The following is a 15510-nucleotide window of genomic DNA, read 5'->3' on the forward strand; positions in this document are numbered from 1 at the left end:
TTTTAGAAGAATCACAGCATCATTGAATAAAAGAAAGAAGTATGGGGATACTTACTATTAATCCCCCTGTAAGGTTTGCCGGCTGCAGCTGATTCGAAATCGCTGCAGCCGGTTTTTTTATGGGAAAATGAGAAAATGCCGGAAGCGGGGAACACGTTGGCCTTACTCGGAGGAATCCCAGCCCCGGCTAAGATTCTTTTTCCCGGAAAATAGCGGCTGTAAACCGGCTGGAAGTGGCAAGCTGGTTTACAGCACCGCTTTTTGCCGTTCCAAAAGGGCGGACAAAATCTATTAGCCAACTCTTTTGAAATATAGTTAATTCGAACTAAAATATACTAAACCCAGAATGAAATCTGCCGATAATTCAATTAGTAGCTGTGTTTATTTTAGGTTTTAATGAATAAGGCTATTATATTTTTGCCATTTTATTATGTTGGAGGAAAACATATGCGGTATAAGCATAGCCCGAATTGGAGATTTTTTTTATCAGCAGCTGCAGGTGTAATGGCGGCAGGCTCAGTTTCGCCTCTGATTCCTTATGCACAAGGAATCAGTTTTTCAGATGTGACAAATAAAGATTATTATTTTCAAGCTGTTTCCAGCCTTTCGGAAAGAGGGATTATCAAAGGCTATGGGAATGGCATTTTTAAACCGGAAGAAAGTGTCACCCGGGCCCAGGCGGCCAAAATGCTTGCTCTTGCTTTGAATCTAAGAACAGACCATGTGAAGGACCCGGGGTTTAAAGATGTTTCGAAAAACAACTGGGCATACAGATATATTGCTGCTTTAGCAGAACGGGGCATCATAAAGGGGTATGGAGACCAGTACAAGCCGAATGAACCCATTACACGTGCACAAATGGCAAAAATAATAGCTCTGGGCTATAAATTCAAAGAAAGTCCTCTGAAGGATAAGCGATTTCAGGATGTAAATCCCACCGACTGGTATGCAGGATACTTGCAGCCATTAATAGAAAAAGGCATTACAAATGGAACAACAGCAAAGACTTATTCACCTAATGAGACAGTGAGCCGCGGGCAGATGGCCGCATTCATTTACCGGAGTGAGCTTGCTGCAAAGCCTTTACAAATTACAGCAGCGGTTTCGGGCATTACTGATCATAATGTAGTGACGGATAAAGGTACCTTTTCTTTAAGTGCAAATTTAAAGACGTGGTTTAATGTGGAGAACGCAGGAGCCCTTAAAGGAGCAAATATCACATTCAGCCCTAACGGAGACAGCATTGACAAGTTTTTGTCAGTCGAATTGACAGCGGGCGGACAAGCCGGCTCAAATTCTGAAACATATAATCATATAACTCTGAATGGGAAAAATGCTCTGATTAACACCGACTTAATCGTAAATAGTGACTTTACCATTCTGAAAGATATGAAAATAAATGGAAATCTCGAAACCAGAAGTGCAGTCCAGCATTCTTTTTACACAGAAAACATAAGTGTTTCCGGCAAAACCATCGTTTCGGATGGAGCTGCTACGACTCTTGCGAATTCAGATAAATTTTATAACTCCCTTTCTTATAAAATAGCCCAAAACCGCTATGAGGCTGTTGCTGCAAGTGATTTGAAGGCGGCTTCCCGAGTTGTTTTCCGTAATTCGAGCTTAGGCGAATTGGAAATTTCAAAAGGCGGTGCCATCGTTGAAGCCACAGGGGAAACAAAAGCAGATTCTGTGCTGATCCGCAGCAAAACAAGATTCACTGCAGAATCCCAAACGATTATTCCGAAGATCACGATCGAAGCCGGTGTGGAAAGTGTTGAAATTAATTCAAATGTAGAAGAAGTACGTATCATTGGCAATGGAGACATTACGATAAGCGGAAATGCCAGCTTCGGTCAAATGGCTGCCTCTTCAGCTTCTATTGTGAGGGTTGAATCCACAGGCCAAGTTGGACTTTTGAAGACTGTCGATAAGGATTCCAGATTCATTCTTGGCAGATATACAAGGATTGCTGATATGCAGCTTCCTGCTGGAGTGGAGCCAGCCGAGGCCATATCAAACTATGAAAGTGTTAAAAACAATATACAAAAAATCGGTGGCAAGGACAATCCGGATTATGTACCAGGCGGCGCAACTGTCATCCCAAACAGGGCGCCTGCAGTAGCGGCTGAAGTGTCTGATCAAAACTTGACAGCAGGCAGTGCCCCTTTCTCAATTGAATTGGGCTCCGTATTTACCGATCCTGATGGTGATGCCCTTCAATTAACTGCGGTTTCCTCAGCTGCAGATGTAGCAGATGCTTCCCTCCAGGGTGCAACGCTACTGATAACAGCTGTTACTGCCGGAGCATCCACTATTACAGTAACCGCTGATGACGGCAGGGGCGGAATTGTCTATGAGAGTTTCATTGTGAATGTTGAGCAGCCAAACAGTATTCCCGTGGTAGCTAATGAAATAGCGGACCAGACGGCTGTGGCTGGAACAGCACCGATCACAGTAGATCTAAGCAATGTATTTATGGATGCCGATCATGATTCATTGACTATTACAGCGGAATCTTCAAATTCAGGGGTAGCGGCTGCAAGTGCGGATGGAACCACTTTAACGCTGACGCCATCTGCCCCGGGAACAGCGGCGATTACCGTAAAAGCGGATGACGGACGCGGGGGAACGGTGGAAGAAAGCTTTACGATAACAGTAGAGCAGCCGAACCGCGCGCCAGTAGTTGCCAAAGAAATGATTGACCAGAAGGTGATGGCAGGGGGACCTCCGATGATACTGGATTTGAGCCAGGTATTTGGTGATGCCGACGGGGACGCCCTCACGATGACAGCAGCCTCATCAGACAGCACAATAGCATCAGCGGAGGTTACCGGAAATGACCTAAAGGTAACAGTATTAAGCGCTGGAACAGCCACCATCACGGTAAAAGCGGATGACGGACGCGGGGGAACGGTGGAAGAAAGTTTTACAATTACAGCAGAGCGCCCGAATCATGCGCCTATATTGAAAAATGAAATAGTCAATCAGACGGCTGTAGCAGGTGATGAACCGTCTTTAATAGATTTGACCAATGTATTTGAAGATATTGACGGAGACACACTTACTATCACTGCCGGCACTACCGATGCCGCCATAGCAACAGCGGAAATAATCGGAACAAGCCTGAAGTTAACACCGTTAAACGCAGGAAGAGCGACGATCATTATTACAGCCGCTGATGGCCGCGGCGGAAGTCAAGAGGAAAGCTTTTATATAACAGTAGAGCAGCCGAACCGTGCTCCAGTAGTGGCCAAAGAAATGATTGACCAGAAGGTGATGGCAGGAGGACCTCCGATGATACTGGATTTGAGCCAGGTATTTGGGGATGCCGACGGGGACGCYCTCACGATGACAGCAGCCTCATCAGACAGCACAATAGCATCAGCGGAGGTTGCCGGAAATGACCTGAAGGTAACAGTGTTAAGCGCTGGAACAGCGACAATTACGGTAAAAGCTGATGACGGACGCGGCGGAACGGTCGAAGAAAGCTTTACGATAACAATAGAGCAGCCGAACCGTGCTCCAGTAGTGGCCAAAGAAATGATTGACCAGAAGGTGATGGCAGGAGGACCTCCGATGATACTGGATTTGAGCCAGGTATTTGGGGATGCCGACGGGGACGCCCTCACGATGACAGCAGCCTCATCAGACGGCACAATAGCGTCAGCGGAGGTTGCCGGAAATGACCTAAAGGTGACAGTGTTAAGCGCTGGGACAGCCACCATCACGGTAAAAGCTGATGACGGACGCGGCGGAACGGTGGAAGAAAGTTTCACGATAACAATAGAGCGTCCGAACCGCGCGCCTGTATTGGCAAAGGAAATAGTCAATCAGACGGCTGTGGCTGGGGAAGCACCGTTTATGATAGATATAAGCAATGTCTTTTCAGATCCTGATGGAGACAAACTTACTCTGACAGCCATCTCCAACAATAGCGGAATTGCAGCAGTGGAAGTGAACGGAACATATCTGAAATTAACGCCGTTAAATAAAGGAAGAGCCGTGATCAGTGTTACAGCAGCTGACGGCCGGGGCGGGAGTGAAGAGGAAAGCTTTTTCATCACAGTAGAGCAGCCGAATCATGCTCCTTCAGTCAAGAATGAAATTTCGGACCAGAAAGTGATGGCGGGAGGACCGCCGATATTATTAGACTTGAACGGGACGTTCGGAGATGAGGACGGAGACGCACTCACAATAACAGCATCCACTTCAGACAGCTCAGTAGCGGAAGCAGAAGTAGACGGGACAACCCTCAAGTTAACTACGCTGAGCGCCGGGACAACCACAGTCAAAGTAAAAGCTGATGACGGACGCGGAGGAACGGTGGAAGAAAGCTTTACCGTTACCATAGAGGCGCCAAACCGGGCCCCGATTGTGATAACTGGAATATCGGATCAGACAGTTTTAACTGGAGAACCTCCGTTTACAGTGGATTTAAGCAATGTATTTGAAGATGCAGACGGAGACACACTTACATTAACGGCCACTTCGTCAAATGTAGGAGTATCGACCGCAGTGGTTTCGGGAACAGATCTGAAGTTAACAGCGCTAAATGCTGGAACGGCGACAATCAACGTAAAAGCAGATGACGGACGCGGAGGAACGGCAGAGGAGAGCTTTATAATCACAATTAAACAGCCGAACTCAAGTGTTCCTGAAGAAACGGCTCCAAGCCTTTTTATATCTGAAACTATCTGGGGCGGTTTTGGTGACTTTGCTTTAGAAATTTATAATCCTACTGTTAATCAGATTGATCTCACCAAGCTTACACTTGTGTTGGCAGATCAGAAGAAAAATTTTCGGGAATTCAGCATTAATCAATTAGGACCAGGACAAGTATTGTCCGTTGTAGATGATTTCTTCATTCTTGAAGATTTCGAAATACCATCAGAAGTATTGCGTACTTCTTTTGACTTGGTTCCTGAAGAAACTGTTGAATACGTAAATATCCAGTTGGAATATGATGAACAAATAATTGATTCTGTAAAATACTATAAGAATAAAACGATGGTTCGAAATAGCGGAGTGACGAAAGGTTCCACGATGTATGATGAAAACCAGTGGACTCAATATCCAATAGATGATTTTAAACATATAGGCACACATGATTTTACTCCTGTTCCTTAAGTAATAGCTTAATGCTTCAAACAAACAGCCAGCATCATATAGAATGCTGGCTCTTTGTTATATAAAAAGAAGCTGCCCTTCCAAGGCAGCTTCCAATCTATTAAGGTGTATGGTTACCCAAATTGATATATGTTGTTGGCATCAAGTCGAATTCCCCGCTCAAATTGAAGGAAGTGGACCCTGTGTCAATCCCCTTCTTCCTGATCATCGTGCCAAATTCCGGCAGGATTTCAGAAGTGGAGCCTGGTGTCCAGTTTTTATCTCCGATAACATCAACAACTGTCCCATCTTTCAAAAGCTCGAAGGCACAGATAATATAGCCGTCTTTGCCGTTGGCGGTCATGGCCAATTCATCATTGTAGTATGAGACCGGTGCGATATCAAATAAATCATAGAACGTGTAATTTATAATCATTCCATACATGCCTGGGAAAATTCCGCTGATCCTTCCATAAGATTGCGGAGGAATATCACTGTTTTTCATTATTTCCATCTGGCTGGTTTTTGTATTGTAACGGTAGCCTATTACTTGATAATTCAGCGCACTGTCATTTTTGTTATAAACCTCCAAAGCAATCCTGCCGTTTTCTCCCCTGGTGTATTCCGAGAAAAAGACCTCAGGGCCTTGCTGTTCCTGGACGGTCAGTTCGATGAATACGGCTGTTCCATCTTCCGCTGTAATCCACCAATTCTCAATGGATCCTGTCTCACCTGGTACCATCTTAAACACTTTTCCGCTCAGAGGCTGGGTGCCGCTCTGTGTCAGCTGCCCTTTGATCTGGCGATAAACAGTCAGGTTGTTCTGGGCCGGGAAGAATGAAGTCATATCATAAGACACATCTGCAATTCCCTTTTTTGCCGTGATTTTTTTTTATTGAGCGACTTTGGCGACGTTTACTCTAATAGCGGCTGTTGCTGTCCCGCCGTTGCCGTCATCTGCCTGGACAGTGACAGTCGTTTTTCCATAGCCTGTTTCCGGCATAAGGGTCAGGAGATTCCCATTGATGCTGGCATTGACAAGGGCTCCGTCCGCTGCCGTTACTGAATAGGTCAACTGATTGCCGTCGGAGTCAGAGAATAATTGGTCAATTGAAAACTGATTTCCCGGCACCCCTGCCCCAATGACCTGTTCAGGGATAGAGCCGGACACTGAAGGCGCAGCGTTCGATGAAACGGTAACCTTGAAAGTGGTGCTGACCTTGTTGCCGGAAGCATCGGCTGCTGTCACGGTGATGACAGCATTCCCATCCTGGACGCCGGTGACTGTGAGTGTACTGCCGGATATTTTAGCGTCTGAACTAGAAGGATTGGATGATTCTGCCTCATAGATGAGTTCATCCTGCTCCGGATCAGTGAACACATCAGCAAGATCGATGACAATTTCATCAGCCGGCTTTGACTTCCTGTCCCCGATTACCTGCTGAACAACAGGTGCTTCGTTTGGTTTTACTGTAACACTGAAAGCTTGAGAGACAGTTCCTCCAAAAGAATCAGAAGCTGTGACAGTCAAAGTAGTTTCCCCAGTCCCAATCGAAGAGATTTTTAAGACCTTTCCAGTGAGCGCCGCTTGAGCGATGCTGGAGTCCGCTGATACGGCAATGAATGATAATTCATCACCATCAGAGTCAGTGAAATTATGGGACAAATCAATAATCCCGGCTGCACTCCCCAAGGAAAGCGTCTGATCTGCAATCAGGCTGGCAACAGGATTCCTGTTGATCCGCACAGTAAAGCTTCTGGATGTCTTCCCGCCTTTTCCATCCTCAGCTGTAACAGTAATGACGGAAGTTCCGGCAGCTTCAGGCCTTATTTTCAATACAGAACCGCTGACGGCTGCACCTGCTATGGAAGCATCCTGTGATTTAGCTTTATAGGTCAAAGCATCTCCATCAGGATCGCTGAACACGCTGGCAAGATCAATTGTTTTTTCTCCAGAACCGAGGGTAAGAATCTGATCAGCGATGGAAGCCCCCGCTGGTGCCTGGTTGACATTGATTGTAAAAGAAATCTCTGCAGAACCGCCTTTTCCGTCCCTGGCTTTGATGGTTATGGCTGAATCACCGGGTCCGGCAGGCTGCAATTTGACAACTGTACCGTCCAGTGAAGCGCCGGCAACGGAAGGGTGGCTTGACGTCACTTCATAGGTTAAAGAATCGCCGTCAGGATCCCGGAAAACATTCTTTATATCTATTTCTATATCCGGTTCGCCAATCGTCCCGGTCTGGTCGATAATGTTCAGAAACGCTTCAGGAGCGCGGTTCACCAGCACTTGCAATGTCTTGCTGATGGTTCCTCCGCGGCCGTCATCCGCTGTCACTGTGACTGTAGCAGTGCCTGCACCGGCAGCAGAAATAGAAAGTGTACTAGCATCGATATCAGCCTCAGCTATGGCGGGATTGTCTGATACAGCTGTATAGGTCAGCGTGTCGCCATCTCCGTCCTGGAAATAAGAGGATAAATCAAGCGTCCCGTCTGCAGAGCCAAGTGTCAGGGTTTGGGCAGGAAGCTCTGTACCGGACGGCTTTGTATTTACAAATACACTAAATCGTGAAACAGCGGACTGCTTCCCGTCAGTTGCAGACATCTGGATGAGTGCTGTACCCGCAGCTGCAGGTGTGATGGTCAGCTGTGTTCCAGTCAGCTGCACGGCGGCCACCCCGGGTGCCCGCGACATGGCTGTAAGGGTAAGGGGCTCTTGATCGGCATCAGTGAAAACCTCTGATACGTCGATCACAATAGGGCCGTCTTCCAGGTTAATGGTTTTATTTGATACCGGGTTTGCCTGCACAGGAGGATTATTCCTTGGTGCAGCAGCCGGATTGGCCGTCCCGTTCAGGCTGGCGACCTGGGACTGGACTGCTTCAAAGTTCTTTACAACCTGCTGCGCCTCCACTTTTGCCGGTGTCACAAGGTTCTGTATCTGCATATTAGACCCGATCGTCAGGCTGGTCTTTGGCTGGGTGATAGATAAGGTCTGAACCTGTCCTATGTGATCCAGTGAAACAGGAACGGTGGAGCTCACCTCTAATTTATTTATATTCCCCGATCCCGTGAGATTCAGTGCTTGGCTGTTGGAAATAGTGAGAGAATCAATATTAGCCTGCAGATTGACCTGGCTTGCGCTGCCTGTAATGGATACCTTCGGAAAAGTCACGCCGGAATCTGCGGTGATAGTAGCATTAGTATGAATAGCAAGCTCTCCAACAGCAGAATGGCCGAGCGATTCGACCCGCACTTCAGGCTTATTCACATCCACAGTTCCTAAACGGGAATCCTTGAACACAACCGTATTTGAATCACCGCCATTAACCAGGGTTTTCCCATGGACGATGGCATCTTCCATATAAAAGTCATTCTCTACTTCTTTTGCAATCTCTAAATTCCCCATGATGGTGAGATTCTTCAGGGACAGGAAATCGCCTGCCACTTTTACATTCCCTTCAATCACAGCGCCTTTCCCGTCAAATAGCAGGTTTCCTGAAAACTCCGCCGCATGTTCGGCAGCAGGCTTCCCGCTGGCCTTGATTTCAACTGAGGCAATTTTCTCTATTACATGATCTTCAGCATGATAGTGAATGACTGCATCTTTAAGAATCTGGGCATTGTCTGGAGTGAGCCATTTTTTCTGTTCAGGAGAGAGCAGAAAGCTTCCTTTATCTGTAACGAGCTTATCCTCTGTAATCTCTTTAATGACAGCGGCAGACCGAAGGGTTTTGACAGCCTGTTCGCTTCTATATATAAATGTCGCCATCTGGCCGCGGGTCACGATTTGGGAAGGTGAAAAAGTGTTAGCCGTCGTTCCGAGCGTGATTTTGTTTTCAATCAGCGGCTGCACATAGCCTGCAAACCAGTCTTTAGCATGCACATCAGTAAAGCGCTGATCCTTCAGCGGGCTTTCCTGCAGTTTAAAAGCAAGCGTCAGAATTTTTGCCAGCTGTGCCCGGGTAATCGGGTCATTCGGCTTGAACTGGCTGCCATAGCCATGAAGGATTCCGGCATTATTCAGGGCGGTGATATAGCGATAGGCCCAATTGGTCTTTGGTACATCCTTGAATCCTGGATCTTTTAATTGATCGGTCTTCAAATTTAAAGCTAAAGCAGCCATTTTGGCAGCTTGAGCCCTTGTAACCATTTCGCCAGGCTTGAATTCCCCCTGTCCGAAGCCCTTCACAATTCCTCTTTTAGAAAAGCTGGTGACCGCTTCGTAGTAATAATCCTTTGGTGCTACATCAGAAAAAAGCACAGGCTGCTGTGCGCCTGCAAACTGGGGTGATACGGCACTTGCGACCATAACACCTGTTACAGAAGCCGCCATAAATTTACGGTAAGATTTATGCTTATCTAGCATAGAGTTTTCCCTCACAAGTCATAAGATATAGCAAAAGGTAAAAGACAGATTGATAGAGTCATTTTTATCGTTCACTATATTAAATATCGGCTGATTCAGGACAGGATTTAGCTGGAGATAGGAGGAATGACCTAATTCTTGCGAATCAGCAGGTGAATTTTTCATTATTCTATCTTTAGCAAAAGGATTCCGCCTAATGTTTTGCTGATTCGCCTTAAAATCATGATGATTCGCCCTAAAAACTCATTGATTCTACCCAAATTCAAGGTGATTCGCCCCAAAATTTCAATTATTCGCCCAACTATACATTTTTTACCAAAACGCACCCTCCATAATGACAAATATTTCTACCCAATCTCTCATTATGTTAAAATACTGGAAGAGGAGGGATAGCATGAAATCTCAAAAACTAGTGAAAATGGCTGCGGCCGGTGTATTTATGCTCAGCCTGGGTGCAGGTGCAGGTGCAGGTGCAGGAGTACATGCTGAAGGAGTGACAAAGGCATCTTCTTCTGTCCAGCCGCTGATTACGGCAGCAAATGCCCAGGTGAATATTGCCGAGGTGCAGAAGATGCTGCGCGAGGTGGCTGTTCAGAAAGGCATCCCGGCAGAAATCCTGAAGGCAATCGCTTATGTGGAAACAGGTATGATGCAGTTCAACGGCAATGGATCCCCGATCATTTCCAATGACGGCGGAATCGGCATCATGCAGCTGACGCTGACACCGGAAGAAATCAGCCAATATAACGTTGATGTGGAAAGGTTGAAAAAGGATACGCGCTACAATATTGAGCAGGGGGCCGACCAGCTGCTGCGCAAGTGGAATAACAGCAATCTTCCGCAGGTGAACAAGCATGAAAAAGAGAAGATTGAAGATTGGTATTTTGCAGTCATGAGCTATAATGGGCTCTCCAAACGAAATGACCCGAACCATGCAGGCGGCAATGCCTACCAGGAGAAGGTATTCCAGACAATCAGGGAAAACAGCCTGGTGGAACTGGGGGAAACGCCGAAGCTGGATATCCGCTATCCGGATGCATCACGTCCTGAGCTGATGACATTCCCTGCAGGAGTAGACTATACGTGGCCTACCAGCACAAAGACAACACAAAACTATAAGAACAAAGCAGTCGCTTATACATATAACACTGCGCGTTCTACCTCCAACCTGCGTGATTCCATAACTGATGCGACGCCGGAAGCAGTCCTGCATTATACACCGGTTGAAATCACAGGCGGACCTTACGAAAGCGGATCGAGCATCTATAACCAATATGTATTCTACAAAGTGAAGGGGACAGGCTTCGAAGGGTATATGGCATCCTCCAATCTTGTCACATCCAATGAGATAACCTATTTCAAGGATGTATATAATAAGGAAGTCTCCCGGGCAGTAACCTTCCTGCAGACGAGGGATACTATCAATGGCTATACTGACGGCACCTATCGCCCTGAAGTGAAGCTGCTGCGCTATCATGCTGCCAAGCTGATTGTCCAGGCGCTGGACCTGAAGCTGCCGGCAGGCTATAAGATGAAAGCTGATGATATGAAGCCGGGCAGCCCGGGCTATGAATATATGCTCATCGCGGAAGCGAACGGCATCATGGGAGCAGGCGGAAAGCTCAAGCCTTATGATCCGCTTACAAGATCGGAAATGGCGAGTATTCTGGTCCGTTCATTCGGGGACACCTATAACCAGCCGCCAGCAGGCTATCATTTCGCTGGAATCGCTCCATTCCATCCAAACCGCACGGATATCAGCAAGCTTGCTTATAACAAAATCACCAACTCGGTTCCATACAACGGAAACAATACAGTCGACCGCGGCCAATACGCGCTCTTCCTCGAACGTTCCGTTAAGATGAAGGAAGCGAAAAACTAGTATCTAAAAAAATAGGGTGGAGTATCTTAGGTCTGCTTTCAGACAGCCCAATAAATTACAAAACCCTGTTGATCTTCGTTCCAGGCACGCAGACTCCAGCGGGATTGCAGCGCCGCCCCGCAAAAAGCGAAGTGCCTGCAGCGGAAATCAACAGCTCCATTAAAAATAATAGTTTATATCTTAGCGCCGGCCAAAACCCCGGCGCTTTTCCATGCCCACCAAAAAAATAAAATCAACCTTCTCCCCCCATGCCTCGTCTAAAAAATAAACAAAGATCCCTGAGAGGAGGGACATGATTGGATAAACATGAAATCATCAGCGATTTGATGGACCGGCATGGCACCGATGTGCTCCATCTTGCCTATTCGTATGTCCGCAATCATCAGACCGCAGAAGATCTCGCACAGGAAATCTTCATCAAATGCTATGAGAAGCTGGATACCTTCCAGGGGAATTCATCCATTGATACCTGGCTCTACAGAGTGGCAGTTAATCACTGCAAAGACTATGTCACCAGCTGGCATTACCGGAAAATGCATGCCAGCGATGTGATTTCCTCCTATTTCACGGGCGGCAGCAGCAGTGCCGAACAGGATTTAATCGAACAGGAGGAAAAGACAGAGCTGCTGAATGAAATATTGCAGCTTCCTTTAAAATACCGCGAAATCATTTTCTTATATTATTATCAGCAATGCACCCAGAAAGAGATCGGCGATATATGCGGGCTGAACCTGAATACCGTGAAATCCCGCATGACCAGAGGCAAGGAATTATTAAAAAAATCTTTAACGAAAAGAGGTGAGTGGAATGGAGAAAGAACTGGAAGAAGTAAAAGATCAAAAGCATAGCGGGAAACTTGCGGAATTCCGATTTACACCCGATATGAAGGCAAATGTCATGAGAACCATAAGCCAGAAGGAAACAAGGACAGCCCAAAGACATTCCCGAAAGAAGACGGGAAAATGGGTTCCTGTCATGCTGACAGCCGTGTTTCTTGCCGCTTCCTCTGCAGGCGTCTATTCATTGGTGAACCAGCAGGAAGAAGATCAGCAGCAAACCGCCGAAAAGAAACCTGAGCTGATCACACCTCCCTATATACCGGAAAATTATGTGTTTAAGCATATGCATACAGTAGGAGAGCTATATGAGCATATATTCACCGATTCGGCGAATGAGCAGAATACATTTTCCTATCAGATGCGCAAGGAATTGTCGGACGATCAGCAGTCAGGCTCTGACCTCATGCTGGCAGATAATCTGACCGGCACCTATTATCAAGGAGAAGACGGGCAGTCGTATATCATCTGGGAAGCGGAAGGTTTTTATCAGGTCGTTGAGAAGCAGGGAGACCTAAAGGAAGAAGAATTGTTTAAGATTGCAGACTCCATCCTTGAAGCCAAAGGGTATAACAGCCTGCTGCTCGAAAATACAGAAGACACTGAAAAGCAGGAAGATACAGAAACAGAGGCCCCTGACAATCAGCCGGACCAGAACGAAAACAATGAACCAGAGGAAAACACAGAACAAGATCCAGAACAGAACAATCCTCCGCCAACAGAGGAAACAGAGGAAGAACAGGAAGAACAGCCTGAAGCAAACGAACCTGAGGATAATCAGCAGGAAGAAGAACCAGTGGAGCAGGGCGGGCTGAGCAAGGCAGAAGCAAGCGGGCTCTCGGCAAGTTCTATGACGCTGTTTGATCAGCAGTTAAAGAAATTTGATGCTAATTTGAAGCATCCAAACTTCAAAACAGAGGAAGAGTTTTACACTGAATTTTCTTCCATTATGACCAAACAGCTCGCAAAGAAAAGATTTGGCTATATAGTTGAGGAAAAGGCGGATGGACTTTATCTTGTTGCTACAGAAGGGCCGATATTCCTGGACACATCACAGCCTTATGAACTGAAGCAGACCAGCCCTTCAGAATATAAAATCACCCAGAAACATAAAAGTGATCTTCACGGTGTCCTCACCATCGTCATCACAATCAGCCAGGTGGAAAACAAGTGGATCATGACTGATTTTGAACACCAATATTAAAGGCTCTTTTGCCTTTAAGGAATAAATAACATTTTATAGTATTGTGTAAAAAGAGGCTTATTCAGCCAACGCGGAATGGTTTTGAAAAAACAGGAAGTCCGTGAATAGCATGCCTGAAAATAAGCGGAGATTTTCCGGTTATGCTGCTGAATATGGCACTCGTAGGTGTAGATAAGGGGAGAAATTCCCGTTAAGCGGAGCAAAGCTGCCGGTTTTCTTATTTCATGAGCCAATAGACGGAAATTCTCCGTCTATTTGAGCTATTTTTAGAGGTTATTTGAAATTAGAGGGAAATTCTCCTCCTATTTTTCAACCTGTCACTGATTACCTCGTTCAGGCCGGAAGGTCCGCTCTTTGAGAGACAGTAAAAATAGCTTTTCCTGATCACCCCACAATAAGCAGTATATATCGCAGGCGCAATCGCAATAAGTGATAGAGTCCTTCCAACTTAGTTCCTAATACTAGCCATTATAAAAAAGCGCCAGCAAGATAGCTGGCGCTTTTCGCATTATAATCAACCAGAGCTTCCGCCCCGTTTTTTCCGTACGACAGAGAGCAGCTGTACAAATCCCTGGCGGTAGAAGAAGTATAATCCTCCCGCATAAAGGATGGCGCCAAGCGGTACAAGAATGCTCAGCTCGAACAGCGGCAGCCAGTCGGAGACCGGTGTGAACTGCTTGATCAGGTAGAGCGGCACCGCCATGATAACAGATGGCAGCAGCACCCTGATAAACAGGGAAATAAGCTTCCTTCTTTCACCTGCATCAAAGTCCTTGTAGACCACATAGGTGGATACGCCCAGATAATAGAAGGAGACGACAGAGCTGGTCAAAGCAAGCCCCGGATAGCCGAACGGACCGACAAACAGCCAGTTGAGCAGCACATTCAATAGAATTGTCGTTACACTGATCCGGAGGATGATCGCCGTCTTCCCGCGGGCGTACATCGACTTCGAGACGATGTACTGCAGGCCCTGCGTTACGATCAATGGCAGATATAAGAGAAGTGCAAGATAGGTATTTTGCGTGTCTTCTGCCGTAAATCTCCCGCCTTCATAGATAAAAGCAATGGCCGCATCACCGACAAGCAGGAGCCCGACCGCGATTGGCATCAGGGTGACAAGAGAAATCTGCATGCCCATGAAGAACGTCTGCTGGAACTTTTTATGGTTATCCACCTGCTCTGACAGCAGGGTAAAGATGATCGCAGCAATCGTCGTGCCGTAGATCGCCTGAGGAATGCTCACCAGGAGGGAAGCATTATTCAGATAAGTGACAGCACCGGAAATCGTGCCGGCGGCAAATGTTTTATTGACGAACATATTGATCTGCCCGACGACTGAATTGAGCAAGGCCGGTACAAGAAGGGCAAGAAAAGTGTTGCGGAATACTTTATCCACCTTGATCGTCGGCTCCCAATGAAAACCGCTTTTCCTGAGATAAAAAATCTGCAGTACGGTTCCAAGAAGCGTACCAGCGATAAAGCCGTAAGCGAGGCTGTTGATGCCCCACGAATCAGAGAACAAAAGGGCGAAAACGGCACCCATCAATGTTGCCAGGAGCTTCGAGATCTGGGAAGGAACAAACACGCGCCTGCCCTGCAGGTAGGATTCCAGAATTCCGTTCAAGGCAATCGCTGTCATGAAAAGGAAGAAGAATTGCGTGATATCGACAGCGACCTTCTCCTGCACCTCGTTCATCGATCCGTAGATGAATGGGACGATATACGGGACGAAGAAATAGCCGGCAACCGTAACAATCAGGAAAACCAGCACGGTGGCATTCATGATGCCGCTCGCATTCCGTTCGGTGGCAGCTGTGTCAGCATTCCGGTGCTTTATATACAAGGGCAGAAACACATTATTGAATCCGCCTGAAATCATGGCCACAACAAGTGTGATAAAAGAAAAAGCAAGCAAATAGCCGTCTGTGAAGTCGGTTGCGCCGAATTCTCTCGCAATGATGCTCTCGCGCAGGAAGCCTGACAGCTTAAGGACGAGGGCCAGCAGCGTGATCCAGATGGCGGTTTTTTTTAATCCTGACATGGATTCTTCAGTCACTTTCTGTTTAAGGGTAGAAGGAAACCCCAGGTAAAGCGGGTGCTCTCCCTGAGG

At 46.8% G+C, this 15510-nt stretch carries 7 protein-coding genes; 4 read left to right on the forward strand and 3 right to left on the reverse strand.

What is annotated here, in order from left to right; genetic code table 11:
• Positions 1-447 precede the first annotated feature (447 nt).
• Positions 448-5127, forward strand: coding sequence for an Ig-like domain-containing protein (locus FZD51_RS16340; protein ID WP_187445790.1), 4680 nt, complete (start codon positions 448-450; stop codon positions 5125-5127).
• 100 nt (positions 5128-5227) lie between these two features.
• On the opposite strand, the gene FZD51_RS16345 is transcribed toward FZD51_RS16340, so the two are convergent.
• Positions 5228-5965: a hypothetical protein gene (locus FZD51_RS16345; protein WP_148975729.1), complete on the reverse strand. Its 738-nt coding sequence runs from the start codon at positions 5963-5965 to the stop codon at positions 5228-5230.
• A 33-nt stretch (positions 5966-5998) separates the two neighbouring features.
• Positions 5999-9475, reverse strand: a complete 3477-nt coding sequence (locus FZD51_RS16350) for an S-layer homology domain-containing protein (protein WP_148975730.1) — start codon at positions 9473-9475, stop codon at positions 5999-6001.
• Positions 9476-9869: 394 nt separating this feature from the next.
• Here FZD51_RS16350 and FZD51_RS16355 point away from each other — a divergent pair, with 394 nt between their 5' ends.
• From FZD51_RS16355 to FZD51_RS16370, 3 genes are all read left to right on the forward strand, one after another.
• Positions 9870-11357 (forward strand): S-layer homology domain-containing protein, encoded by a 1488-nt coding sequence (locus tag FZD51_RS16355; protein WP_187445791.1) that lies wholly within the window; start codon positions 9870-9872, stop codon positions 11355-11357.
• A 296-nt stretch (positions 11358-11653) separates the two neighbouring features.
• Positions 11654-12205 carry a sigma-70 family RNA polymerase sigma factor gene (locus FZD51_RS16365; RefSeq protein ID WP_148975732.1) on the forward strand — a complete coding sequence of 184 codons (552 nt, stop codon included), beginning with the start codon at positions 11654-11656 and terminating at the stop codon, positions 12203-12205.
• Positions 12165-13397, forward strand: coding sequence for a DUF4367 domain-containing protein (locus FZD51_RS16370; RefSeq protein ID WP_148975733.1), 1233 nt, complete (start codon positions 12165-12167; stop codon positions 13395-13397). The genes FZD51_RS16365 and FZD51_RS16370 overlap by 41 nt, the downstream gene beginning before the upstream one ends.
• Positions 13398-13911: 514 nt before the next feature.
• On the opposite strand, the gene murJ is transcribed toward FZD51_RS16370, so the two are convergent.
• Positions 13912-15441: a murein biosynthesis integral membrane protein MurJ gene (gene murJ, locus FZD51_RS16375; RefSeq protein ID WP_148975734.1), complete on the reverse strand. Its 1530-nt coding sequence runs from the start codon at positions 15439-15441 to the stop codon at positions 13912-13914.
• Between the last annotated feature and the right edge of the window lie 69 nt (positions 15442-15510).

Origin of the sequence: Bacillus infantis (assembly GCF_008180445.1) — a bacterium.
Classification (GTDB): Bacteria; Bacillota; Bacilli; order Bacillales; family Cytobacillaceae; genus Bacillus_AB; species Bacillus_AB infantis_B.